This is a genomic window from Paenibacillus canaveralius (assembly GCF_047238265.1).
Taxonomy (GTDB): domain Bacteria; phylum Bacillota; class Bacilli; order Paenibacillales; family NBRC-103111; genus Paenibacillus_F.
In genome coordinates, this window is the sequence record NZ_JBDFMM010000001.1 from 5,245,659 (window position 1) to 5,269,125 (window position 23,467).

General features: G+C 52.3%; 22 protein-coding genes. 4 read left to right on the top strand and 18 right to left on the bottom strand.

Annotation, left to right across the window (positions count from 1 at the left end; all coding sequences use genetic code 11):
• Window positions 1-75: 75 nt before the first annotated feature.
• The 3 genes from ABC395_RS23610 to ABC395_RS23620 form a co-directional block, all read right to left on the bottom strand.
• Entirely contained in the window at window positions 76-663 is a 588-nt protein-coding gene (locus tag ABC395_RS23610) for a sulfurtransferase TusA family protein (protein WP_413006254.1), read from the bottom strand.
• A 410-nt stretch (window positions 664-1,073) separates the two neighbouring features.
• Window positions 1,074-2,048: a ring-cleaving dioxygenase gene (locus ABC395_RS23615; RefSeq protein ID WP_413006255.1), complete on the bottom strand. Its 975-nt coding sequence runs from the start codon at window positions 2,046-2,048 to the stop codon at window positions 1,074-1,076.
• Between the two features lie 30 nt (window positions 2,049-2,078).
• Complete coding sequence (locus tag ABC395_RS23620) at window positions 2,079-2,525, bottom strand: MarR family winged helix-turn-helix transcriptional regulator (RefSeq protein ID WP_413006256.1); 447 nt, start codon at window positions 2,523-2,525, stop codon at window positions 2,079-2,081.
• Between the two features lie 608 nt (window positions 2,526-3,133).
• Between ABC395_RS23620 and ABC395_RS23625 the strand changes: the two genes are divergently transcribed.
• The gene (locus ABC395_RS23625; protein ID WP_413006257.1) at window positions 3,134-3,673 is read left to right on the top strand and encodes an RNA polymerase sigma factor; all 540 of its coding nucleotides are present in this window, start codon (window positions 3,134-3,136) and stop codon (window positions 3,671-3,673) included.
• A gap of 128 nt (window positions 3,674-3,801) precedes the next feature.
• Here the strand turns inward: ABC395_RS23625 and ABC395_RS23630 are convergent, their stop codons facing one another.
• The 13 genes from ABC395_RS23630 to ABC395_RS23690 all read right to left on the bottom strand — a co-directional run bounded on the left by ABC395_RS23630 (window position 3,802) and on the right by ABC395_RS23690 (window position 18,548).
• Window positions 3,802-4,623: a TraX family protein gene (locus ABC395_RS23630; RefSeq protein WP_413006258.1), complete on the bottom strand. Its 822-nt coding sequence runs from the start codon at window positions 4,621-4,623 to the stop codon at window positions 3,802-3,804.
• A 64-nt stretch (window positions 4,624-4,687) separates the two neighbouring features.
• Window positions 4,688-5,290: a hypothetical protein gene (locus ABC395_RS23635; protein WP_413006259.1), complete on the bottom strand. Its 603-nt coding sequence runs from the start codon at window positions 5,288-5,290 to the stop codon at window positions 4,688-4,690.
• A 778-nt stretch (window positions 5,291-6,068) separates the two neighbouring features.
• A complete protein-coding gene (locus ABC395_RS23640) occupies window positions 6,069-7,853 on the bottom strand; it encodes a hypothetical protein (RefSeq protein ID WP_413006260.1) in 1,785 nt (594 codons plus the stop codon).
• A gap of 347 nt (window positions 7,854-8,200) precedes the next feature.
• On the bottom strand, window positions 8,201-9,094 hold the full coding sequence (locus ABC395_RS23645; protein ID WP_413006261.1) for a Vgb family protein: 894 nt from the start codon (window positions 9,092-9,094) through the stop codon (window positions 8,201-8,203).
• Window positions 9,095-9,369: 275 nt separating this feature from the next.
• Window positions 9,370-10,752, bottom strand: a complete 1,383-nt coding sequence (locus ABC395_RS23650) for an MFS transporter (protein ID WP_413006262.1) — start codon at window positions 10,750-10,752, stop codon at window positions 9,370-9,372.
• Between the two features lie 106 nt (window positions 10,753-10,858).
• Window positions 10,859-11,452 (bottom strand): TetR/AcrR family transcriptional regulator, encoded by a 594-nt coding sequence (locus ABC395_RS23655; RefSeq protein WP_413006263.1) that lies wholly within the window; start codon window positions 11,450-11,452, stop codon window positions 10,859-10,861.
• 344 nt (window positions 11,453-11,796) lie between these two features.
• Complete coding sequence (locus ABC395_RS23660) at window positions 11,797-13,098, bottom strand: pyrimidine-nucleoside phosphorylase (RefSeq protein WP_413006264.1); 1,302 nt, start codon at window positions 13,096-13,098, stop codon at window positions 11,797-11,799.
• 234 nt (window positions 13,099-13,332) lie between these two features.
• Window positions 13,333-14,040, bottom strand: coding sequence for a purine-nucleoside phosphorylase (gene deoD / locus ABC395_RS23665; RefSeq protein ID WP_413006265.1), 708 nt, complete (start codon window positions 14,038-14,040; stop codon window positions 13,333-13,335).
• A 57-nt stretch (window positions 14,041-14,097) separates the two neighbouring features.
• A complete protein-coding gene (gene deoB, locus ABC395_RS23670) occupies window positions 14,098-15,279 on the bottom strand; it encodes a phosphopentomutase (RefSeq protein WP_413006266.1) in 1,182 nt (393 codons plus the stop codon).
• A 26-nt stretch (window positions 15,280-15,305) separates the two neighbouring features.
• Window positions 15,306-16,484, bottom strand: a complete 1,179-nt coding sequence (locus ABC395_RS23675) for a NupC/NupG family nucleoside CNT transporter (protein ID WP_103996294.1) — start codon at window positions 16,482-16,484, stop codon at window positions 15,306-15,308.
• A gap of 121 nt (window positions 16,485-16,605) precedes the next feature.
• Window positions 16,606-17,007, bottom strand: a complete 402-nt coding sequence (locus tag ABC395_RS23680; RefSeq protein ID WP_217560980.1) for a cytidine deaminase — start codon at window positions 17,005-17,007, stop codon at window positions 16,606-16,608.
• Window positions 17,008-17,034: 27 nt separating this feature from the next.
• A complete protein-coding gene (gene deoC / locus ABC395_RS23685; protein WP_413006267.1) occupies window positions 17,035-17,700 on the bottom strand; it encodes a deoxyribose-phosphate aldolase in 666 nt (221 codons plus the stop codon).
• 266 nt (window positions 17,701-17,966) lie between these two features.
• The gene (locus ABC395_RS23690) at window positions 17,967-18,548 is read right to left on the bottom strand and encodes an LOG family protein (protein ID WP_413006268.1); all 582 of its coding nucleotides are present in this window, start codon (window positions 18,546-18,548) and stop codon (window positions 17,967-17,969) included.
• A gap of 226 nt (window positions 18,549-18,774) precedes the next feature.
• Between ABC395_RS23690 and ABC395_RS23695 the strand changes: the two genes are divergently transcribed.
• The 3 genes from ABC395_RS23695 to ABC395_RS23705 are packed head-to-tail and all read left to right on the top strand — an operon-like array spanning window position 18,775 to window position 20,910.
• Window positions 18,775-19,347 carry a bifunctional transcriptional activator/DNA repair enzyme AdaA gene (locus ABC395_RS23695; RefSeq protein ID WP_413006269.1) on the top strand — a complete coding sequence of 191 codons (573 nt, stop codon included), beginning with the start codon at window positions 18,775-18,777 and terminating at the stop codon, window positions 19,345-19,347.
• Between the two features lie 44 nt (window positions 19,348-19,391).
• On the top strand, window positions 19,392-19,958 hold the full coding sequence (locus ABC395_RS23700; RefSeq protein ID WP_413006270.1) for a methylated-DNA--[protein]-cysteine S-methyltransferase: 567 nt from the start codon (window positions 19,392-19,394) through the stop codon (window positions 19,956-19,958).
• Window positions 19,918-20,910 (top strand): DNA-3-methyladenine glycosylase family protein, encoded by a 993-nt coding sequence (locus ABC395_RS23705; protein WP_413006271.1) that lies wholly within the window; start codon window positions 19,918-19,920, stop codon window positions 20,908-20,910. Before ABC395_RS23700 ends, ABC395_RS23705 begins: the two co-directional genes overlap by 41 nt.
• On the opposite strand, the gene ABC395_RS23710 is transcribed toward ABC395_RS23705, so the two are convergent.
• Both ABC395_RS23710 and ABC395_RS23715 read right to left on the bottom strand, forming a co-directional pair.
• Entirely contained in the window at window positions 20,873-21,553 is a 681-nt protein-coding gene (locus ABC395_RS23710) for a 4'-phosphopantetheinyl transferase family protein (RefSeq protein WP_413006272.1), read from the bottom strand. The two genes, ABC395_RS23705 and ABC395_RS23710, sit on opposite strands and share 38 nt — an antisense overlap.
• 532 nt (window positions 21,554-22,085) lie before the next feature.
• Window positions 22,086-23,372: an NCS2 family permease gene (locus ABC395_RS23715; RefSeq protein WP_413006273.1), complete on the bottom strand. Its 1,287-nt coding sequence runs from the start codon at window positions 23,370-23,372 to the stop codon at window positions 22,086-22,088.
• Between the last annotated feature and the right edge of the window lie 95 nt (window positions 23,373-23,467).

The window sequence follows — 23,467 nt, forward strand, 5'->3', positions numbered from 1 at the left end:
GATAAGTTCCTCCCAAGATGTTGGATGTAAGCTCGTTAAAATTTCACGCTGCAAAAGGCTTCCCCCGGACGGCTGTCAAATGCCTGCCGACTTCTCCAGCGGTCCCGTCCAGGCGGACATGCCCGGAATCACGTTGCGGATACCCTTGAAGCCTTGGCGCTCCAGAAGCTGCGCGGCCATATCGCTGCGGCGGCCGGTCCGGCAGACGATATACAGCTCGTCCTGCCCGTTCAGCCCGTTCAGCTCGCCGATCCGCTGCTCCAGTTCGCCCAAGGGAATGGATACGGCCCCCGGTATGTGTCCGAATGCGTATTCCGCAGGTTCGCGTACATCGAGAACGTTCGTTTGCGGCTTTTCCCGCAGGCGCTGCTCCAGCTCGTCGTTGGTTGCCGTATGGGGAAATTGCCGCTCTTCTTTGACCTCGGCAGGATCGGATTTGCGGATAAAATGATGCAGCACCTCCCCTTCTTCGGTGGAGCCCAGGTATTGGTGGCCCGTCGTTCTGGCCCAGCTCCGGATATCGGCCAAAGACCCTTTGTCCGTTGCCTGAATCTCCAGCACCTGGCCGGAAGCCATCTGCTCCAGCGCCTTCTTCGTGCGTACGATCGGCATCGGACAGGCCAGTCCTTTGGCGTCCAGTATTTGATGAGTTTGAATATTCATAACGTTGAGTACCTCCCTGATGTTATTTCCGCAGCGGCATAAATTCCGCCTTTTGTGTCTTCCCGAGTTCGGTTCGGGAATTTTTATCGGCTGATCGAGCGAAGTAATATACTTATACCCGTATGGGTATATTGATACTATAACTTCTTTGTGATAGTTCGTCAATCATCACGTCCCTGGATATGTTTGTAAACGGTAAATGCCGCCTTTCCGCTAAAGAATGGCGGTAGGGGCGGCGGAGTTTGCAAGGCAAGAAACATTTACTTCAAATGCCCGTGCCGATACAGCGCTCCCCACAGTTAAACCTAAAATGCGTATCAGCCGGCTGAACCAAAAAAGCCTCCCGATGAACCTTCCGGTCCAAAGAGAGGCTTACACAAGTTATTTTCAGCGATGTCAAACCGGCGGGCTTAGTCCGCTTTCGTATGGAGCGGCTTCAACCCCGCTTCAATCTGCGGGCGCTTGGATTCGAGGAATGGCGGAAGCGCCAGCGATTCACCCAGATGACGGATATCCTCGTCCGTATCGAAGCCCGGGCCGTCCGTCGCAAGCTCGAACAGAATACCGTTCGGCTCGCGGAAGTACAAGGACCGGAAATAGAACCGGTCCACGAAGCCTGAATTCGGAAACCGGACCTGCCGGACCCGGTTGATCCAGGCGCGCAGCTCTTCCTCGCTATCCACGCGGAAAGCGACGTGGTGTACGCCCCCGCGGCCGAGCTGTTCACGAGAGAGATCGTTCCTCTGCTCGATATGAACCTCGGCTCCGCTGCCGCCTTCGCCGGTTTCATACACGACGATGTCCGGCTGTCCCGGCACGTCGGCCGTGTAGCGGCCTTTTTCACGGAAGCCCAAAAGCTCCGTCAGCACAATCACCGTCGGTTCCGGGTCCTGCACCGTCAGTTTAACGGGGCCGAGTCCGAGGATGCCGTATTCGGGGGGAACCGGGCTCTTGTCCCATGGCGTGCCACCGGCGACCCCTTTGTTGTCTTGGTCGGATACAAGAATCAGGCGCTGACCTTCGAAATCGCGGAATGCCAGTGTCGCGCGTCCCGCACGGTCTTGAATGTCGTCGTGGTCGACGCCGAATTCGGCGAACCGCTTTTTCCACCAGCTTAAGGCTTCGTCACCGGCGACACGCAGGGAAGCGGCCGAAATGCTGCTGACCCCCTCGCGGTTCCGCGCGGCCATAGGAATTTCGAAGAACGTCAATTCCGTTCCCGGATTGCCCTTCTCATCCCCGTAAAACAAGTGATAGACGCTGATATCGTCCTGATTGACGGTCTTCTTCACCAGACGAAGCCCCAGAACTTTTGTGTAAAACTCAAAATTTTCCGGTGCTTGCGCCGTAATGGCCGATACGTGATGGATGCCTTTAAGTTCCATGATGATGTCCTCCCCGGTTGTAAGGTATTGTCAGGATTGTTTCTGGACTTTTTTCAGCAGCTCCAGAAGCTGCTTCTTCTCTTCCCGGTCCAAAGCCCCGAATTGGGAAGCCTGAAACTTTTCCTGCTGCGGAACGACCTCGTCAAACATAGCTTGTCCTTCCGCCGTCAGGGAAATATATTTGGTCTTCCATTCCTGCTCGCGTCTGATCCAGCCCAGTTCCTCCATTTTACTGAGCAGCTGCGTGATATTTCCCTTGGTGACCAGCAGCTTGTCCGCCAGTTCTTGCTGCGTCAGCCGCTCATGCGAGCCGACTTGTACCAGCACATCGAACTGCGCGGCCGATAAGTTCCAAGTTTTCAAATGCTGGTTGGACTGCCGGATGCTCTGATTGTACACGCGGGACAGCCGGAACCAGATCAGCAACCCGAGCTTCTCCTCCTGCTTGGAGAGAGACGTTTTCTTATTCTCTTGCATCGGCTCACCCCGCTTTCGTTGATAACCTAAGTTTAGTGCTAAACTGATAAAAAGTCAATGGCCCCCCCGATGACCTGCGGCAAAACTAAAAACCGTTCCGGGTTGGAACGGTTTTTAAACTTACCTAGTGAATGGATGCCAGCGCTTGACGAAAAGCTGTTTTTCCTGGGAATCGGAATTCCTGCATTTCACTTTACATCTTAATATCATCGTGTAGTGCTGTCGGATATACTGTGAGATTATTTGTTCGGTATCTTTTACAACAAACAATTCTTCTACGCTAATATTTAAAGCACAGCAATGCGGAAAACATGCCCATCTTTGTACTGAGTCAACTTTTAACAAAACGCGATATAACAGCTTGGGGAATATACGCCAACAGGAAGTACAAGTGCAGCACCGATCAGCATCCCAGTTCAAAACATAGTCGAGAAATAGCTAACAAAAAGGGATTTGGAGCTTGCTTGCCGAAATTATATGTAAACATTTGTAATTAAATCATAAATATTGAAAATAAGGTAGCGAGTAAGCTCAAACCGCCTACGCATCTGAACAATCAACTGCTCTTGCCGAGCTAGTTCTTTTGGCTTTTTGGAGGGAAACGGGATATGCTCAAAAATAGGGATGACCATGCTTACTTTAATGATCTTTATACAAAATACTTTTGGATAATGAGAAAAAAAGCATATCATATTTTAAATGATTATGATATTGCAGAGGATATTGTGCAAGATGCATTTGTAAATTTAATTGGGAAGATAGATTTATTAAGATCATTTGGTGCTAAAAAGGAAATTACGTATATCCTACAAACAGTTCAAAATGTATCATTAAACTATGTGAATCAGCGGAAGAGAAGAAACAACAAGACAATTACAGGGAATGATAATTTTGTTGAATCAATTGCGGACAATCAACCTAGTCTTGAGGAATTGTATAATTATAAAGAGAACTTGGATGAGATCGTTAAAATAATCAACGGACTTTCAGAGAGGGATCGGGATCTCCTTTATAATAAATATATAATGGAGATGCGGGATAAGGAAATTGCTGATTTATTGAATGTAAAAAAAGAAAATATACGTTCATATTTAACTAGAGCGAAACGTAGAGCAATGAAACTATTTGTGAAGAAGAGAGGCAGGTAAATGCAAGAAGGAACTTGGTTACCTTGACTGCTAATACCAGTATAAAAAAAACGGCCCCCACAGCCTAAACACCTTTTTCTTAGTGTCCAGTCCATGGGGGACTAGTTTACTCTTACACGTCATTTCCGCTAGTGAATTACAGCACCAATAAACATTAAAAGGTATATATGCAAGGGATAATAGAAGTAAAAAAAGTATTTAAAGGACCTGCCCTTATTTTCGTTATACAATAGTAAAAGAGGAAAAAACAATATCATCCAAAACTGAGCGTTATTGAAAAAGCCTGCGAACAACCATATATTGGAATGATCAATAAAGTAAGTACCAACCAAAGACAAAATAGAAAATGTAACCAAAACTACAACCTGAGATATCTTTCCTTTAAGAAAGTACCAACATATTCCCATAAGAATAAACAAAGGGGAATACTCAACCGTTAGAATATTAGGAACTACGCTATTAATAATTTCGCCATTAATATTAGATAAACCAAATAGGAGTACAAAAGGAATAATAACGAAAACTATTCCAAAAGTTAGATTGAAGCAAGTTGCTCCTATTTTTTTATTTTTAATTGAGGATATTACCCTTTCGATAATATAAATCAATAACACTGTATAAGCAAAAGTTGCTAGTATACCAATTTGGGGAAAGCCTCCGAACCAGTGGGGTTTAAAGTAACTTAAAAATATAGTGAAAAGAGATATTACTACATGTGCAATATACAGACGAATAGCTAATTTCAATTTACTTCTTGTAAAATGCACACTCTTAATCAAAATAAATAAGAAAAGTGGAGCTGCAACTCGTCCTAATACTGTTAAAAGCCCATAACCTACTGAAGGTTTAACTACATATCTCTCAATATGATCAAGAGTCATAAAAAATATGCCAAGGCATTTCATTTGAAAACTATTGATTCCATTTTGAAATAGTATACTTTGCTTCATAAATACATTTACATCCTTTTTTGTGAAAAGCACCTTCGAAAGCATTGAAGGTGCTTTAATGTTTTTATTGGAAAGTACCACTCACCGAATACGGGTTACCAAGAGGATTAGAATTGAATCTAAAATAGTAGCTACCACTTGCACTTTCTCCATTAAGGTCAGAGCTTTTAATGGTTACATTTTTGCTTGATCCTGCATCAATAGTCCAGGAGCTTACAACCGACTGCCATATTATCCCTTTATGAACCAAATCAACAGTAATTCTATTTGAAGAACCTGCGGTAAAATTAAAAGTTCTACCTACAACATTTTTGAAGTAATAGTTTGAGTATAAGGTAGCTTTATTAGAACTTCCATTAACATTGTAAACTCCATTGGAAAAATCCCACTCAGATGAAGGTTCGCTAGTACCCTGAGGAGTTATTCCACCACTTTTTTTGAAAGCGAATTTATCATACTCGTTAATATCATTGAAATAGTTTACACTCGGAACTCCCGCACTATTAGTGAAAGGAGTAATTACTTTAGAATCATTAGAGGCAAACTGCTTACTACTGTTTACTTCAGTAGCCTCATTTGCATATACCGAACTAGACAGCACTGCAACAGATGCTAAAGTAACTAGAGTAGTCACAACTTTTTTCGATGTTTTACTAAATTTGTTCATACCTTTTTCCTCGCTTTCAATGTTTAATTTGAAATATTTTAAGATACAATTCTTAGATATTTAACAGCCACATCCTCCCTTCATCAATATGTGCATTGATCTGATTGTTTTTCAAAGGTGCAGATAAATGATCAATACTATCCTCTATAGACAATTTGGTTTTGCAAATTGCAACACTTAATTTACAAAAAAATGAAATAAATATATATTGTTACAATTATTTGAATAGGAATATAGCCGGCTCATTTTTTTCGCTATCATCCCTTCCTCAAAAGAGTGAACTTTCGCATTCGAACATTGCAATCCTATTTTGTGAACTTGAATAAATTAGGTGAATTCCTAAACTAAATGTCATATTCTATATTTTACCGTATGTGATATGAGTATGTACAGTGAACCAGTTATGGTGAAAGAGGATGGAGTAGAAGAGTAGAAGAATAGAGGAAAGAGGAGAGACTTGTCAGGAACATATTCTAGGAAGTCGGGGATTGTATGCTGTTTCATGTCATTTAACTTAATGTTTGAGCTTTGTCCAGGTTGAAATCATTTCTTCTATTACCCAGCGTAAATTTTTCTCCGTCGCACGTATTCTATACAAATCTACAAAGGGACTTATCATCCCTCCAATGAAAAAGCTCTCCTTCAAACTTTTCCACTCTTTGTTCAAACTTTTTTGGGGGATCTTTGAGAAAAAAGATGGTCAGAAAATATTAGAGAATAAGCAACCTAAATCAAGAAATCCTCTAACACAGCACCAGTCCCCCGCCTACCCGCAAACCTATTTAAAATTCACGTTGATCACAACGCCTTTTCTTTCTTCTTCCTCTTCGTCCTCGTACTCTTCCTGCTGGCCGGCGATTTGCTCGACGCGCGCGTTATAGGCCTGGACATTGGCGGCCATCGCTCCCGCATCCCGTTTGATTCGGTCAAGCTGAACGGGAGGGCTGCTCATCCGGCGTTCGATCAAGTCCTTCTGCTCGTGAATTTTGTATTTCAAGTCACCGAGATCGCGGGAATGCAGCGCTTCTTCCAGATCTTCCGAGGAAATATACGATACCGTTTCCTGAAAATCCATCCAACAGGCATGCACGCGCTCCCTTAGAGCGTTCAGTTCCTTGTTGGCCGATTCATACACTTGCAGGCGGGCATGTTTCTTTTCGGCCAGCTCGTACTGTTCCATCAGGGCGATAAGTTTTTTGCCGCCTTCGTTAAAACGCCCTTCCGAAAGCAGGTTTTCCACCTCGGGAAGCTTATGAGTAATTTCACGGTACAAGGCCGTGAATTGATCGAATTCTCCGCGCATAAAGGACCAGACGGATTCCGCAAAATACGCTTTTACCCGCTTCTGCTCTTCCTTAAAGGCCGGCTCGGGATAATCCAGCTCGCGCATGCCGCTTTTCAGAAGCCGCAGCGTCTTGGTCAGGCTTTCCCTCAGCTCCGCCAGTTCCCCCGCCGCAGTGACAGAGTGCTTGATCAGACCCGCCACGTCAGAGGAGAGGCGCTCGGCCTCCCGGATTCTGCCTTTGTTAAGCGTCTCAAGCATAACGGCCGAAAGCGCCTCGGCACGATCCAGACTCGCAAATGAAGTCAAATCCGAGGAATCCAGCCCGTGCTCGCGTATGGAACGGTTCACGTCATCCCGGGCGCTGCCGATCTGTCCTTTGAACTTCTGCTGCCGGTTATGCAGCTCAGGCAGCTCCGCAAGCAGCCGTTCGATTTCGGCGAGCTGTCCGCGTTCCGGGGCAAGATGCTCCTGCACGTCAATAAAATCGCTCATCTGCTCCCGGTCGATGATTCCGATCCGCTTTTGCAGGCCGAGCAGTTCCTCTTCCAGATCATCTACCCGGTAGGCGGCCGAGCGGTCTTTCGCCCGGGTCAGCAGGGACTCGATTTTCGCCTGAAGCTCCGAGACGACCTTGTCGTTCCGCTTCTCCAGCTCGCAGAGCCTGCCGATGCTCCCTTTCAGACTGCCGTATACTCCCTGATACTGCTTCAAAAGCAACCGGCATTCGCCCATCGTTTCTTCCAGCGTTTTGATATTGCCGATAAAAGAAATTTTGATGCCCGAGATCATGGCCGTTATCTCATCTAAAATGGAGGAAACATCTTTTAATTCAGCTTCTACCGGACGGATCCGCTTCTCGGCGGAAGGCCCTTTGTACAGATCGGCCAGCAGCCCGAGGCGCTCGCTGTCCCGGTACAGATCCATGGAATAAGCCTGTGCTTCCCGAAGCAGCTTTTCCTTCTTTTTCCGCTGCCGGATGACCCGGATTGACTGATAAATAACGAGAATGATACCTGCAAAAATTCCGAGTTCCTTCAGCCCTACATGATTCACGTTCTCTTCCTTGTCGGGTGACGCCATAATAATACCCTCCGCCAATAGAGACCCGCCCGAAGACATCCCGCCCGCTTCACTTAGCGTGCCTGAATGTATAGTATTGCCGTGAACGGCGTGAATCCCCAATGACTGCGCCGCGGCAGCCGGGGGCAAGAACGATGTATATGCGGTTCCGGCCAAAAGCGAGAACGCAAGCAGATTTCGTATCCATATGTTTTTCATGATAACCTCCGCAAATGATGGATGGCCCCCGCTATTTCTTGAAACCTCCGCATCACTTTCCCGCTCCCGCAAGCGTTCTAGCTGGATGGACGGGTTTAGCAATCGGCTGCCTCCAGAACAGGGCCCGGTTGTGAGAAAAAAGGCTCATTTTGTCAGCTCTCTTCATTAAACCATAGGACACAAGCAGAATTGCAGTAAAAAAATTCCATAATCACAAACCTTTTTATAAAAAAATCCAGCTCTTAACCAGCCCGAATTGGGAAGCATCCAATCTTACCCGGGCAGCAAAAAGAGACCACCGCTTACGCGCGGTGGTCTCCTGTTTCAAGCGCTTCGTCCTGCCGAACTCAGAACGAACGGACCGTTAACCGGCCGATCTGGCCGCTCTCCTGTGCGAACCAGACGGCGCCGTCAGGACCGACGGCAAGCCCGTGCGGCTCCGCCTTCTCTCTGGGAATCGCATATTCGGAAATGTGACCGGCTGTAGTGATCCGGCCGATCTTGTTGCTTCCCCATTCCGTAAACCACATATCCCCGTTTGTGCCGGCTGTAATCGCATGCGGCTTTGCTTCCGGATCGGGAAGAGGATACTCGGTGATCTCGCCATCTGTCGAAATCTTCCCGATCCGGCTCCCGTTAATTTCGACAAACCAGAGGGCCCCGTCAGGGCCTCCCGTAATACCTACCGGTCCGGCCTGTCCGGACGGGAGCGGATACCCGGCGATCTCCCCCGCGGCCGTAATGCGGCCGATGCGGTTGCCCTGATTTTCCGTATACCACATCGCTCCGTCCGAACCCCGCGCGATAAAAGAAGGAAACGAGCCGGGCAGAGGCAGTTCGAATTCCGCAATCGTCCCGTCCGGCGTAATCCGTCCGATTTTATTTGCCGTCAATTCCGTGAACCACACGGCTCCATCCGGTCCCTCGGCAAGACCGAACGGCCCTGAACCGGCAGCGGGCAGCGGGTATTCCGCCATTTCGCCCGACACGCTGATCCGCCCGATTATACCGGCTTTATACCCGCTGAACCATAAAGTGCCGTCCCCTGCCGTTATAATTGCAGATAGACCGGCTTCTTCCGCGGTTACCGGGAACTCCGTCACCGTCCCGTCCGGCGCCAGGCGGCCGATCCGGTTTCCTTTCTGCTCGGTAAACCAAATCGCTCCGTCCTTGCCGCACGTCAAACCGTACGGGCCCGAATCCTTATCCGGGAGTGCAAATTCCTCAAACGTATACGACATATTGAGTACCTCCTCATAGACATGATGGGTCGCCGTTTTGCACAAGCTGCCTGGGTGCTTCTCCTCACTATACCGTTTTCCGCAAAAGCAGGGTCAGCTAAAAAACAGATTCAGCTGTTTTTTCCGGTGTTCTGATCACGGTATGAACCGTGCAAGGCTCCCTGCCCGCGGTGCTTGGCGTCACACGAGTGAGATCAGCCATGCGGCCAAAACAAAAAAACCGGAATCGCCCATAAGGACCCATTCCGGTATTTTCAGCACTGCCGAGCAGGCTGTTAAGCTTCCGCTTTTCTGGGAGCCGCATTTGCCGGAGCTTTGCCGAACCGGTAGAAATAAATGCCGGCCGCCGCGATAACGAGGACGGCAAGCCCCAAATATATGTTGCTGTAGACCGAAGCTCCCTGGTACAAATTGAAGGGATTCCACGTCACTGTCGCCCCGTTGTCCAGAAGCTTGCTGTAGATAGCCGACGAGGACGCGATTCCGATAAAATTCATCATGGCCATCAGTCCCATCCCCACGCCGGCCTGGTCTCTGTCCAGTGACCGTGAAATGGTGTTGGACAGCGCAATTTGCATGAACGTCATTCCCACGTTGCCGAAGATGAGCAGAGCCGATACCACCACGGGCAGAGCGCCCGACAAGGAGGACAGCAGGACAAAGCTGATAAACAGCAGGAAGGACGCGAGATACACGAGAAAGGAATTGCCCTTCTCATCCGCCAGCCTGCCGCCTCTGAGACCCATCATTGCGGATGCGGCCGCTCCCGGGACCATCATAAAGCCGATCATGCCCGGCTCAATATGATTCACGTGCGACATGAGCTGGGGGATCAGGAACGATAAAGAAAAACCGAGGCCGACAATGATCAGGGAAACGACCAGGCCCGTTACGTAATGTTTGTTCAAAAACAGCCGGGGCTGGATAAAAGGCTCCTCCGCCTTCAAAATGCGGAGAATAAAAAGTCCGAGCAGCACAATTCCGCTGATGACGGTAATCCAGCCGCCGTTTGTAATGCTGAGCAGCAGCAGGCTGACCGTTCCCGCCAGCAGTGCGCCGCCCCAAGCATCGATTTTACCGGCCGTGCCGCGCTTGTCATCCAGCAACTTGCGGTAAGACGGCAGCGTCACCAGCGTGAGCAGGGACAGGCAGAACAGCCAGCGCCAGTCCGCTACGCTCATGATCAGGCCCGACAGCACCGGTCCGAGCGCATTGCCGAGCGCCATACCGATAGCCGAGATGCCCAAAGCTCTGCCCCGGGTTTCCGGCGGAAAAAAGCGGATCGGGATAATCATCGCGGCGGCCGGAATGACCGAGGACCCCATAGCCTGAAACCCCCTTGCCAGAATAACCATCCAGTAGGCGGAGGCCGACAGGCCGATAACGGACCCGAGCGCAAAAACGATAAGCCCGAACGAGATAAGCCGTTTTAACGGATATTTATCCGCGAGCTTGCCGTAAATGACCGACCCGATAGCATAAACCAGCATGTAAATGGAAGCCACCCAGCTGACCTGGGCCGAATTCAGATGAAACTCCGCACTGATCTGCGGCAGCACGATGTTGAAAATAGAGGCGTTCATGACCGATATGACCAGAGTGAACGCCAGAACCCGCATAAGTTTATCGCCGGTTGTTTTTTGTACAGCGGTTGACACGCTTTTCGCCTCCCAGAATGCAAATGATATCCGAATCCTTCGGTTAATCTCGTTAATCATAAAAGTTATGAAGGTTTGTACTCGTAACATATCGGGCGAAAAAAAACTAGGGAGTCAGCGCCTTGACGAATACCTTTACGCTTTCCCGGATAAAATCGTCGAGCGGGATGTCGGCGAAGGTCCCCTCTCCCCAACCGTCCCGGTTATTCATAAACGCGCCGTAATTCATCCACATGAACGAGACCGCATGGAGCTCGGGATTCGCCGAGACCATGTCTCCCCGCTCCGCCATCTTCACGAAATACTCGGTCAAAAACTCTCTTAACTGGCGGGGATGTCTCTGTGTCTTTTCCCGGAAACCCGGCAGACTGACCGATTCTTTCAGGCTGATCTGGATCATCTTGCGGTTGCGGTTCATGATATCGTGGTACGTCCGGCTGATCAGAAGAAGATCCGTTTCCAGCTCCCACACCAGCTTTTCCGCAAAAAGCTTCCGCATCTCCCCGGCGTAATGAAACCGGTCGAAAGCCGATTCGAGCAAATTCTGCTTGCTTCCGAAATGCCGGAACAGCGTCATTTCACTCAGCCCGGCGGCCGTGGCGATCTCTTTGGTCGTCACGCATTTGTAGCCCTTGTCCGCTATTAGATCGATAGCTGCCAGCAGCAGTTTGTCTGAACTGCTTGAAGATGAGCCGCTCATACTCTGCCTCCTCCTCTGTCCGTGTTACTCCCGTTATGAAAAACGAATGAATCGTTCATTCATGTTTGTTAGTACTCACTATCATTTCGTTCATTCTATTCTCCTTTCCAATTGCTGTCAACCATAAAATGAGACCCGGCCTTTCGGTTTACTCCAACGCACGTAAAACCTAGACGCACGTTGCGGCCCAGCGCGGCGGCCGGTCAACTGTGACCGCGCACACCGGTTCACTCGCCCGGGCACAAAAAAACCGCCGCATCTCTGGATGCGGCGGTTTCTCCGGACTGGCCGGACTAAAGCCGGTTTTATCAGCCTTGCTATAAAACCCAGGCTTTGCGCAAGTCCTATTCGGTCACGATGTCGTGAATGAGGACAGGTGCTTCAGCGTGGTCGGCGATACGGATGTTATCGTAAATCATCGCGATCACATCGTCCACGTTCTCACGGTTGGCGTGGATCGTTACGAGAGATTCGCCCGATTTAACGTTCTCGCCGATCTTCTTGTTCAGCATAAGGCCGACAGCCAGATCGATTTCCGATTCCTTCGTGGCACGTCCGGCTCCGAGCAGCATAGCCGCCGTACCGATTTCATCGGCGACGATTTCGGCTACGACACCGTCTTCGCGCGCCGGTACTTCGATAAGGAACTTCGCTTTAGGCAGCTTCTCGGGATCGTCCACGACCGATGCGTCCCCGCCCTGGTTGGCGATGAATTCCTTGAATTTCTCCAGCGCCTTGCCGTTGCGGATAACTTCCTTCAGCTTCTCTTCCGCTTCTTCCAGAGAAGAAGCTTTGTTTGCCAGGAAGACCATTTGTCTTCCCAGGGCGAGGCAGAGATCTTCCAGATCCTTCGGCCCTTGGCCGCGGAGCGTATCGATCGCCTCCCGGACTTCCAGCGCGTTGCCGATGGCGGCGCCGAGCGGCTGGCTCATATCGGAAATAACGGCCATCGTCTTGCGGCCCACGTTGTTTCCGATGCTGACCATGGCGTGCGCCAGTTCTTTCGCGTCCTCGGGCGTTTTCATAAACGCGCCTGCGCCCGTTTTAACGTCGAGCACGATAGCGTCCGAACCTGCGGCGATTTTTTTACTCATGATAGAGCTGGCGATAAGCGCGATGGAATCTACGGTAGCCGTTACGTCGCGAAGAGCGTACAGCTTCTTGTCGGCAGGCGTCAGGTTGCCGGTCTGTCCGATCACGGCGATTTTGTGCTCGTTCACCAGGCTCACGAACTCATCCTTGGAAATCTCCACGTGGAAGCCTTCGATCGCTTCCAGCTTGTCGATCGTGCCGCCGGTGTGGCCCAGGCCGCGTCCGGACATTTTCGCAACGGGAATATCGAGTGCCGCTACGAGCGGAGCCAGCACCAGGGTCGTCGTGTCGCCCACACCGCCGGTGGAGTGCTTGTCTACCTTAACTCCTTCGATGGCAGACAGATCAATCGTTTCGCCGGAGTTAACGATGGCCATCGTCAGATCGGCCCGCTCGCGCGCCGTCATGTCCTTGAAATAGATCGCCATCGCCAGTGCGCTGACCTGATAGTCCGGAATATCCCCTTTCGTGTAGCCTTCGATAATAAAGTTGATTTCTTCCGTCGTCAGTTCCTTGCCGTCACGCTTCTTCGCAATCAAATCGACCATTCTCATCGTCTTTTCTCCTCGCTTTACCAGTAAGTACTCTTAACTAATTCCTGTTCACGGAGGTACCTGTCAAATCTGTGCCCCGTTTATCCGTCATCCGTCTATTGTGTTGTCTGTGTTGTCTGTGTTGTCTGTGTTGTCCGTCTTGACTGTCTTGTCTGATATATCTGCCTTGTATCTGCCTTGTATCTGCTTTATATCCAAAATACCTGTGCCACAAGTCTTCCCAGCTGTGGCTTTTTACAGCGAAACCGCCGTATCCAAAGCCACTTCCATCATCTCTTTGAAAGTAGTCTGACGCTCTTCCGAAGAGGTTTCTTCTCCAGTCAGAAGGTGGTCGCTGACGGTCAGAATCGTCAGAGCGTTCGCGCCGAACTTGGCCGCCAGGGTATACAGTGCGGTCGTCTCCATCTCAACACCGAGCACGCCGTAATCCATCAGCTTCTGTACGACTGTCTTATCGTCGCGGTAGAAGATGTCGGAGCTGAAAATGTTGCCGACATGAAGCTTAAGCCCCTTCTCCACGCCGCGCTCATAAGCCGCTTTAAGCAGCGGAAAGCTCGCGATCGGGGAGTAGTCGAAGCCGCCGAAAACGTGGCGGTTCGCACTCGAATCCGTGCAGGACGCCTGGGCCAGGATCACATCGCGGACCCGGACATGCTCCTGCATCGCTCCGCAAGTGCCGACGCGTAACAGGTTTTTGACGCCGTACTGGCTGATCAGTTCGTTGACGTAGATGCTGATCGACGGAATTCCCATGCCCGATCCCTGCACCGAAACCCGCTTGCCCCGGTATGTGCCCGTGAAGCCCAGCATGCCGCGGACTTCGTTGTAGCAGATAACATCGGACAAGTAAGTTTCCGCAATGTACTTCGCTCTCAGCGGATCGCCCGGCAGCAGGATCGTTTCGGCGATATCGCCGGGTTTTGCACCAATATGAACGCTCATGAACGTGTACCTCCGTTATAGAAAAGATAGTTGGGGGCGTCTTATCGCCCCCGTCTTTTATTTCAAGTCCGCCAGGAAGCTTGTGCCGTGGGCGGGAAGCGCGACGCCGAAGTTATCCGCTACGGTAGCGCCGATATCGGCGAACGTGCGGCGCAGCGGAAGCTCCTTGCCGCCGTCCGCGAAACGCGGCGAGTAAACGAGTAGCGGCACGTATTCGCGCGTATGGTCCGTCCCGCGGTAGGTCGGATCGTTGCCGTGGTCGGCCGTCACGATCAGCAGATCTTCGTCCGTCATTTTGGCAAACACTTCCGGCAGGCGGGCGTCATACTCCTCCAGCGCTTGTCCGTATCCTTGCGGATCGCGGCGGTGGCCGAAGAGGGCGTCGAAGTCGACGAGGTTCAGGAAGCTGAGACCGGTGAAGGACTCCCCGAGCGTGTCCACCAGCTTATCCATACCGTCCATGTTGGAAACGGTCCGGACCGCTTTCGTAACGCCTTCGCCATCGTAGATGTCGGAAATTTTGCCGAGTGCGATCACGTCGAAGCCTTTGTCTTTCAGCTCGTTCATCGTCGTGCGGCCGAAAGGCTTCAAGGCGTAATCGTGACGGTTGGCCGTCCGTTTGAAGCTTCCGGCTTCCCCGACGAACGGGCGGGCGATGATGCGGCCCAGCATGTACGGATCTTCAAGCGTAATTTCACGGCAGAACTCGCAAATTTCGTAGAGTTCCTTAAGCGGCACCACGTCTTCGTGGGCGGCAATCTGCAGCACGGAGTCCGCGGACGTGTAAATGATAAGCGCGCCGGTCTTCACGTGTTCTTCTCCGAGCTCGTCGATGATTTCAGTGCCGCTGGCCGGCTTATTGCCGATCACTTTGCGGCCGGTCTTCTCTTCGATGCGGCCGATCAGCTCGTCCGGGAAGCCGTCCGGAAACACACGGAAAGGAGTCTCAATGTTCAGCCCCATGATCTCCCAGTGCCCGGTCATCGTATCTTTCCCGTTCGACGCTTCCTGCATCTTCGTGAAGTAAGCCAGCGGCTTGTCCGCCGCAGGCACACCTTCGATCAGGCGGATATTGGAGAGGCCCAGCTTAGCCATGTTCGGCATCTTGAGGCCGCCCCTCTCCCGGGCGATATGTCCCAGGGTATCGACATCAAAGTCGTCGAATTTAGCGGCGTCCGGCGCTTCGCCGATACCGACCGAGTCCAGTACAATCAGGTGAATCCGTTTAAACGTAGTCATGTTTCACGCTTCCTTTCCTATTCAGCTTACAGGAACAGCCCCGCAATCGTAGCCGACAGGACGCTGACCAATGTAGCTCCATACAGTAATTTTAAACCAAAACGGGCGACAACGTTGCCCTGCTTTTCGTGAAGCCCTTTGACCGCGCCGGCAATGATCCCGATGGAAGAGAAGTTCGCGAACGAAACGAGGAACACCGATACGATTCCGACGGTCCGCGGGGACATGGTCGTATGCTTGGCAAGATCGAGCATGGCGACGAATTCGTTGGAGACCATCTTGGTTGCCATGATGCTTCCGGCTTCGACCGCTTCGGCCCAGGGCACGCCCATTACAAACGCGAACGGAGCGAAAATATACCCGAGCAGAGACTGGAACGAAATGCCGAAAATGCCGTTGAAAATACCGTTGATCAAGGCGATCAGGGCTACGAAACCGATCAGCATGGCCGCCACGATGATGGCGACTTTAAAACCGTCGAGAATATATTCCCCCAGCATTTCGAAGAAAGACTGCTTCTCTTCTTCTTGGACTTCAAGAATATCTTCTTCCTTCGTAACCACGTAAGGGTTGAGAATCGACGAGATAATAAAACCGCCGAACAGGTTCAACACCAGCGCCGTTACGACAAACTTCGGCTCGATCATCTGCATGTAAGCTCCGACGATGGACATCGAAACCGTGGACATGGCCGAAGCGCAAAGCGTGTACAGACGGTGTTTCGGCAGCAGGCCGATTTGCTTCTTCACCGAGATGAATACTTCCGATTGGCCCAGAATTGCGGACGCCACGGCGTTGTAAGATTCAAGCTTACCCATGCCGTTGACCTTGCTGAGCACCAGACCGATGTATTTCACGATAAACGGTAAAATTTTAGTATACTGCAAAATCCCGATCAATGCGGAAATGAATACGATAGGAAGCAGAACGTTCAGGAAAAACGGAGACGTCTTGTCGTTCGCGATTCCGCCGAACACAAAATTGATCCCCTCCGACGCGTAAGCGAGAAGCGATTCGAATACACTCGCGAAGCCGCGGATCAGAAATTCGCCCGCGCTCGTATTCAGAAGAGCGAACGCCAGGACTACCTGGAGGGCGATCATGACGAACAGCGGACGGTACCGGATTTTGTGACGGTTGTTGCTGGCGGCGTAAGTAAGCCCGAACACGACAAGCACGCCCAGAATAGCAACTAAATATTTCATGTTAGTGTTTCCCCCAATGGTTGCTCGGCATTAGCACATTTGATGCGGATGCCGGTCTCTAAACCCGAAAATCTATTAAGCGCTTACATTCAATTTACAAAAAGAAGTTTCAGAAGCGTCTTTACTTTTTTTCCATATCATCGGCTTGAAAAGCTCCCGGGAGCAGCCGGTCGATCGTCCATTCTTCGGTATTGCCGTGAAGATTGGTCAAGTAAATCTTCGTGTTCCGGTCGCTGAATTCGGCGATAACCTGCCTGCAAGCGCCGCATGGCGATACCGGCCCTTCCGTGTCTGCAACGATGGCGATAGCTTCAATCTTGTGTCCGCCTTCGCCTTCCGAAACCGCTTTGAAAATAGCCGTCCGCTCCGCGCAGTTGGTTAAACCGTAGGATGCATTCTCAACGTTGCATCCCCGGTAAACCTTCCCGCCCGTGAGCACGGCCGCTCCGACCTGGAAGCCCGAATAAGGCACATACGCCTGCTTGCGGGCTTCAATCGCTTCTTGAATCAGCTGGTCTTTCATGGATCCGTCCTCCTTGAAGGTCAGGGTTTAGTAAGAAGAAGCGGACTGGCCGCCTTCCATGATTTTCACGCCCGAGCTCGCCCCGATGCGGGTTGCTCCGGCTTCGATCATGCCGTTCATGTCTTCGAGGCTGCGTACGCCGCCCGATGCTTTGACGCCTACGTCGGGACCGACGGTTTTGCGCATCAGCGCTACATCCGCAGGTGTCGCTCCGCCCGTCGAGAACCCGGTGGACGTCTTCACGAAGTCCGCTCCCGCTTTAACCGCCAGCTCGCTTGCGCGCACTTTTTCCTCGTCCGTAAGAAGGCTGGTTTCGATGATGACTTTAACCAGTGCTTTGCCCGCGGCCGCTTCGACAACCGCTCTAATGTCGCTTTCCACCAGCGTATCGTCCCCGGCTTTCAGGGCGCCGATGTTAATGACCATGTCGACTTCCCCGGCCCCGTTTGCGATCGCATCCTTCGTTTCAAACGCTTTCACGGCAGATGTCGTGGCACCCAGAGGGAATCCGATAACCGTACAAACTTTCACGGGCGATCCCGCAAGCTGTTCGGCCGCATAAACGACCCAGGTCGGATTTACGCAGACGGACGCGAATTCGTACTTCTTCGCCTCTTCCGTCAGCTTCGTGATTTCAGCCTTAGTGGCGTCTGCGCGAAGCAGCGTGTGATCGATCATTCCGGCTATGCTCATGTGTTTACACTCCTTGATTATGAGTTGTCATGCCCTGTAAAAAAGACAGTGTGTGTAGGAATTCCATGCCTCCATGATAGCACACACGTGAACATATGTAAAACACATCATAAAATTATGTTCATGTCATTTTTGTGTCTCAGGGGCTTCTTCCGCTCTTTTTCCGAACATAAAAAAAGAGCCCTTACAGTCTTCTTCACCAGGAAGACCGTAAGCGACTCTAGTATGCTTCTTTTCGTCATCTTTTACTAAGAATGTCTGAAATTTCAGGTCTGATCGTTTTTTATGTACGTTTTGACTTCCGGAGCTTTATAGGAAGCAAACTCCTCCAGCAGCTTGGCGGGGTCTTCGTTCACCAGAACCATCGAGCGGTATTTGTCCTGCATAAACTGCTCCTGATTCATCCGGTCGAAGAGAGCGACGAGGGGATCGTAATAACGATTGAGATTGACCAGCCCGAACGGCTTGCGGTGAAGCCCGAGCTGCCCCCACGTGTAAATTTCCACAAACTCCTCCAGTGTGCCCGGTCCTCCCGGAAGGGCCACAAATCCGTCCGCAAGGTCCGCCATCTTCGCTTTGCGCTCATGCATGGACTCGACGACGATCAGTTCCGTCAGCCCGTGATGGGAAATTTCCCGGTTTTCCAGCATTTTCGGGATGACTCCGATGACTTCGCCGCCGGCTTCCAGAACCGCATCGGCCACGGCACCCATCAGCCCGACGCTGGCGCCTCCGTACACGAGGGCGAGGCCCCGCTCCGCGAGCTCGCGCCCAAGCCTGACGGCCCCTTCCCTGTAGACCTCCGATGCCCCGTTGCTCGATCCGCAGAATACCGCTATGCGTTTCATTGTCTGATCTCCTCCATCCTTTTTGTACAAAATCTTCCTTCATTATAGAGGAAAGCCGGGCGGAGGAAAACCGGACGGCACTGCCGTTGCGGGCCCCCTTCTTCCTTTTGCTTCCATATTCTCGTGTATTCCGGGTCTTAGCGAATTTTTGCTGTCCTATTTCACTCCTATTATCAAGCACCGGGCTGAAGTTTATAATGGGTAAAGAAGGAGGTGCGGTTAACGGATGAACGAGGACGCTATTTTCAAATCCGTCTATGAGACGATTTTAAGCAGAGATACCCGCCATGACGGGAAGTATTATGTGGGCATTACGTCTACGGGCATATTTTGCAGGCCATCCTGCCGGTCCCGGACTCCGAGGCCCGAAAACGTGAAGGTTTACGAAAGCATCGAAGGAGCACTGGCAGCCGGGTTCCGGCCCTGTAAAAGGTGCAAGCCGGAGAACCCGAGTCCCCACGGACCCGACGCGGAACTGGCGGAAACCGTGCTGGGTCTGATTCGCACCCGATACGGCGAAAATTTGACGCTGCACGGGCTTGCTTCCGAGCTGAACATGAGCCCTTATCATCTGCAGCGTACGTTCAAACGGACGACCGGAATCAGTCCCTCGCGCCAGCTTCTTCTTACCCGCATGGAGGAGGCGATGCGGCGGTTGTCCGGGAGTGAACAAGCCATCGGGGAAATCGCGGCATCGGTAGGCTTCCGCAGCGCTTCCCATTTCTCCGCCGTTTTTCATAAAACCGCCGGCTGTACGCCGAATGAATATAGGGAACGTAATGGCGGATCTCCTGGATGAGAACCGCCGCCAAACAAACCGGAACAAACAGGAGGCAAACAAACATGAACACTTTTTCGGCGACAACCGAAATTTATTGGGCGGCCCTGGTGCATCCCCTTTTCCGGAACCGGCCTTTATATATAGCCGCCACAGACCGGGGATTGTGCCGCATTACGTGGCCGACCGAGAGTCTGGACACCTTGAAAAGCTGGGCCGCCAGGCAGATTCCCGGCGCCGTGCTGATTGAAGACGAAGAACGGATGGCCGGCTATCTCCTTCAGCTTAAAGAATATCTCGAAGGGACCCGGCAGCAGTTCGACGTTCCGCTCGATATGCGGGGAACGGCTTTCCAGACTTCCGTGTGGAAAGCTCTTGCCGAAATTCCGTTCGGGGAAACGCGCAGCTATTCCGATATTGCCGCAAGCGTAGGCAGTCCCGCAGCCGTTAGAGCGGTCGGTACGGCCAACGGAGCGAATCCCGTCCCCATCATCGTGCCCTGCCACCGCGTTATCGGCAAGAATGCGGCGCTTACCGGTTTCAGAGGAGGCCTTCAGGTCAAAGAAGAGCTGCTCAGACTGGAGGGGTTCCATGACTACACGGCAAAAGGACATGCCCGTTTTCAGTTTTGACGAACACACGGGAATTGCGCTGATCGAAACGCCCGCGGCGTTCAGCTACGCGGAAACGCTCCTGTACCTGACGCGCTCTCCTCTGGAATGCCTTCACAGCGTGGAAAACGGCCGCATCTACAAGCTGCTCGAAGCAGGAAAAGAACTGCTTCCCGCCGAAATCAGCGATCCGTGCCCCGGCAGGCTCCAGCTCCGGTTTGTGCAGGGCCCGCCCGCCAGTCCGGACGCCGTCCGGGAAGCCGTGGCCTACACGGCGGAATGGCTGGACCTTGCCCGGGACATGGCGCCGTTCTATGCGATGGCTCAGTCCGATCCTCTGCTCGGGCCGCTTGCCTCCGGGTATTACGGGCTCCGCATCATCGGCGTGCCGCATCTGTTCGAGGCCCTGTGCTGGGCAATCGCCGGGCAGCAGATCAATTTGACGTTCGCTTATACGCTCAAGCGCAGGCTTGTGGAGAATTACGGCAGGAAGCTGGTCCGGGAGGACCGCACGTACTGGCTGTTCCCGAAGCCGGGCGACCTGGCCGGCGTGACCGTGGAAGAGCTGAGGCAGCTCCAGTTCACCGGAAAGAAGGCCGAATATATCCTTCATGTGGCAGGTCTAATGGACAGCGGCACCCTGTCCAAAGAAGCACTCCTCGCCTCCGGTTCCTATGAGGACGCCGAGCGCACCCTGCTCGCCATACGCGGCATCGGCCCGTGGACCGCGCATTACGTGCTGATGCGCTGCCTGAGGAACCCGGCCGCCTTCCCTATCGGGGACGCCGGGCTTCATAATGCGCTGAAGCAGCTGCTGCACCGCACGCAAAAACCGGCTCTCGAAGAGATCCGGCGGCTTTTCGCTCCTTGGCGGGGATGGGAGGCTTATGCGGTATTTTATCTATGGAGAAGCCTCATGCCGGAGGGTTCTCTTTCTATTGGAACACCAGATCCTCCAGACGCAGAAACGTGACCTGACCCGGAAAAACATCCAAAGTCGAGCAAACGGACAATTTGTAAGGGCCGTCAATCTCATACTGCCTGAAAACATGGGTCGGCTGCGGCTCCAGCCCGAACACGCCGTTCCCCCTCTTGCGGATGGAAAAAGAGTCCAGCGGGATCGACAAGCCTTTGCCGACCGCTTTGATGTAGCTCTCTTTGAGCGTCCACAGATCAAAGAAATAATCCAGCCGCTCTTCTGGAGGAAGGCTGAAGAGATCTTGCTTCTCTGCGGCCGAAAAGAATCGTTCGGCAATATCCAGCTCCACCTGGTGGATCTGTTCCACGTCGATGCCGACTTCCGCTTCCGACACGGCCGCCGCGACCCAGCAGCCCGAATGCGTCACATTGTAATGGACGCCGGTACGGGGAGCGGTCAGGTGCGGCTTGCCGTAGGCGTTCGTGCCGAAGCGCAGCTCCAGGTTAACTGCGGGCAGTTTCCGGCACAGGCACCATCTCGCTAGCGCGTCAGCGGCAACCGCTCTTATGCGGTCCTCCTGCCGGTAAAACTTTTGGGCCTTGGCCCGCTTCTCCTCCGACAGATAGACCATCAGCCGTTCCGCGTGCTGCACGGTTTCTTTGTCGTCCAAACGCAGGTTTATCGCATAAATATCCATTATATATCTCCAATACGAAGTTGTCGGTTTAACCGGGCGGACAGGGCTTGTTTTCAAAAGCGCTGTCTTTTTCTTCCTTATTGTACCAAAAGTAAGAGCTATTGTGGGGCCTTCCCGCAGGCTTACTTCTCTTTTATACATGGCACGGGACGGGTGAATACCGGGCGCAGCTTTTCCCTGTGCTTAGCGGAGAGCCGCATGACCGGGGTTACCGAGTGGGGTCGGCAGCGCTCTGTGCCCGGCGGTCCGGGTTCCGCTCCCGGAAGCTTCTTCGCATGCAAAAAAGCCTGGCGATTCAAGTATCGTCAGGCTTTTTGGAGCATGCTTTTTGTGGCGTGCTTTTTGTGGCGTGCTTTTGGGCCGTGCTCTTAGCGGCGCAGCGCTTCTGCCGGGGAACCGGGTCCGCAAGCTAGAAGCCCCTATGCTCCGTTCCATACTCCGTGGCCGCCCCCTGTCACAGGAGGCCGCCTTTCACGACGGATGCTCCGCGCGATAAGAATTCTCCCGTTTCGCGATGCCCGGTCTCCCCCGTTTAATGAACAAAAATAGAAGAGGCCACAAAGTTCAGGACAAAGAGCGCCGCAATTGCGTAAAGCAGAGGCGAACATTTCCTCCACTGGCCGATAGCCACCTTCGAGAGGGGATACGCGATGAAGCCGAAAGCGAGACCGTCGGCGATGCTGGACGTGAGCGGAATGCATACCACGATCAGAAACGCGGGCAAATATTCCGAGAAATCGTTGAACGGAATGTCCTTCACACTCATCATCATCAGCGCTCCGATGATAATGAGCACCGGCGCGACGGCATTGCCGGGAATGAGACCGATGACGGGCAGCGCCAAGGCGGAGAGCAGGAACAGGACAGCCGTTACAAGGGGCGGAATGCCTGTCCGGCCCCCTTCCGAAATGCCGGAGGTGCTTTCGGCCGAAGCGATGGTCGGACTGGTCCCGAAGAAGCCGGATACGATCGTGGATACCGCCACGACCCGGTATGCTTTCGGGAACTTTGCCTTGTCCGGCAGCATGCCGCTGAGCAGTCCCATGTTCTCGAACAGGACGATCATCGTCATGGAAAAGACCGCGATCCAGAACGGGATCTGCATTACACTGAAATCGGCGGCTCCCAGTACCTGGCCGTAGGCCTGGACATCGACCGCCTTGCCCGCGGCATCTCCCTTACCCGCCAGTACGAGCGTCAGGACGCTGGTGAACCCGATTCCGATCAGCAGGCTTCCTTTTATATTGCGGACGAACAGCATAAAAGTGACCGCAAGCCCGATAAGCGTCGCGAGCGTAACCGGACTCGTAAAGTTTCCGAGCGCCACGTAGTTAACGGAATCGGGCCGGACGATCCCGCCCTTTTGCAGGCCGATAAACGTAAGCATAAGGCCGATTCCCGCGGTAATCCCGTGCTTCAGCGAGGCGGGTACCGCCGACAAAATTTTGCTGCCGAAGGAGGACACGCTTGCAAGCAGGAAAATGACACCCGACACGACGACAACCCCGAGCGCCTGCTGCCAGGAAAGCCCGAGCGACTGGACGATCGTGTAGGTAAAGAACGCGTTAAGCCCCATCCCGGGGATGACGATAATGGGCGCATTCGCCCACAGGGCCATCATCAGACTGCCGATAACGGTCGCCGCGATTGTCGCAAGCACCCCTGCGCTCAGCGGCATTCCCGTATCCTGCAGGATGAGGGGATTGACGAGCATAATATACGCACTCGTAAAGAACGAGGTAAGGCCCGCCATCACTTCTCTTTTCCACGTCGTCCCGTGAGCCTCCAATTGGAAATACCGGTTAAGACCCCGAATCATTTCTATTCCTCCACTCTGCCCCGGACCCGCCCATCATACCGGGGCTTGACTAAGCCCCGATATAACCGTAAATTGTACCTTCTCTATAAAATCTA

Coding starts and splice junctions, on each gene's coding strand:
- ABC395_RS23610 (WP_413006254.1), bottom strand. CDS start 663: ATGAATATTCAAACTCATCAAATACTGGACGCCAAAGGACTGGCCTGT.
- ABC395_RS23615 (WP_413006255.1), bottom strand. CDS start 2,048: ATGGAACTTAAAGGCATCCATCACGTATCGGCCATTACGGCGCAAGCA.
- ABC395_RS23620 (WP_413006256.1), bottom strand. CDS start 2,525: ATGCAAGAGAATAAGAAAACGTCTCTCTCCAAGCAGGAGGAGAAGCTC.
- ABC395_RS23625 (WP_413006257.1), top strand. CDS start 3,134: ATGCTCAAAAATAGGGATGACCATGCTTACTTTAATGATCTTTATACA.
- ABC395_RS23630 (WP_413006258.1), bottom strand. CDS start 4,623: ATGAAGCAAAGTATACTATTTCAAAATGGAATCAATAGTTTTCAAATG.
- ABC395_RS23635 (WP_413006259.1), bottom strand. CDS start 5,290: ATGAACAAATTTAGTAAAACATCGAAAAAAGTTGTGACTACTCTAGTT.
- ABC395_RS23640 (WP_413006260.1), bottom strand. CDS start 7,853: ATGAAAAACATATGGATACGAAATCTGCTTGCGTTCTCGCTTTTGGCC.
- ABC395_RS23645 (WP_413006261.1), bottom strand. CDS start 9,094: ATGTCGTATACGTTTGAGGAATTTGCACTCCCGGATAAGGATTCGGGC.
- ABC395_RS23655 (WP_413006263.1), bottom strand. CDS start 11,452: ATGAGCGGCTCATCTTCAAGCAGTTCAGACAAACTGCTGCTGGCAGCT.
- ABC395_RS23660 (WP_413006264.1), bottom strand. CDS start 13,098: ATGAGAATGGTCGATTTGATTGCGAAGAAGCGTGACGGCAAGGAACTG.
- deoD (WP_413006265.1), bottom strand. CDS start 14,040: ATGAGCGTTCATATTGGTGCAAAACCCGGCGATATCGCCGAAACGATC.
- deoB (WP_413006266.1), bottom strand. CDS start 15,279: ATGACTACGTTTAAACGGATTCACCTGATTGTACTGGACTCGGTCGGT.
- ABC395_RS23675 (WP_103996294.1), bottom strand. CDS start 16,484: ATGAAATATTTAGTTGCTATTCTGGGCGTGCTTGTCGTGTTCGGGCTT.
- ABC395_RS23680 (WP_217560980.1), bottom strand. CDS start 17,007: ATGAAAGACCAGCTGATTCAAGAAGCGATTGAAGCCCGCAAGCAGGCG.
- deoC (WP_413006267.1), bottom strand. CDS start 17,700: ATGAGCATAGCCGGAATGATCGATCACACGCTGCTTCGCGCAGACGCC.
- ABC395_RS23690 (WP_413006268.1), bottom strand. CDS start 18,548: ATGAAACGCATAGCGGTATTCTGCGGATCGAGCAACGGGGCATCGGAG.
- ABC395_RS23695 (WP_413006269.1), top strand. CDS start 18,775: ATGAACGAGGACGCTATTTTCAAATCCGTCTATGAGACGATTTTAAGC.
- ABC395_RS23700 (WP_413006270.1), top strand. CDS start 19,392: ATGAACACTTTTTCGGCGACAACCGAAATTTATTGGGCGGCCCTGGTG.
- ABC395_RS23705 (WP_413006271.1), top strand. CDS start 19,918: ATGACTACACGGCAAAAGGACATGCCCGTTTTCAGTTTTGACGAACAC.
- ABC395_RS23710 (WP_413006272.1), bottom strand. CDS start 21,553: ATGGATATTTATGCGATAAACCTGCGTTTGGACGACAAAGAAACCGTG.
- ABC395_RS23715 (WP_413006273.1), bottom strand. CDS start 23,372: ATGATTCGGGGTCTTAACCGGTATTTCCAATTGGAGGCTCACGGGACG.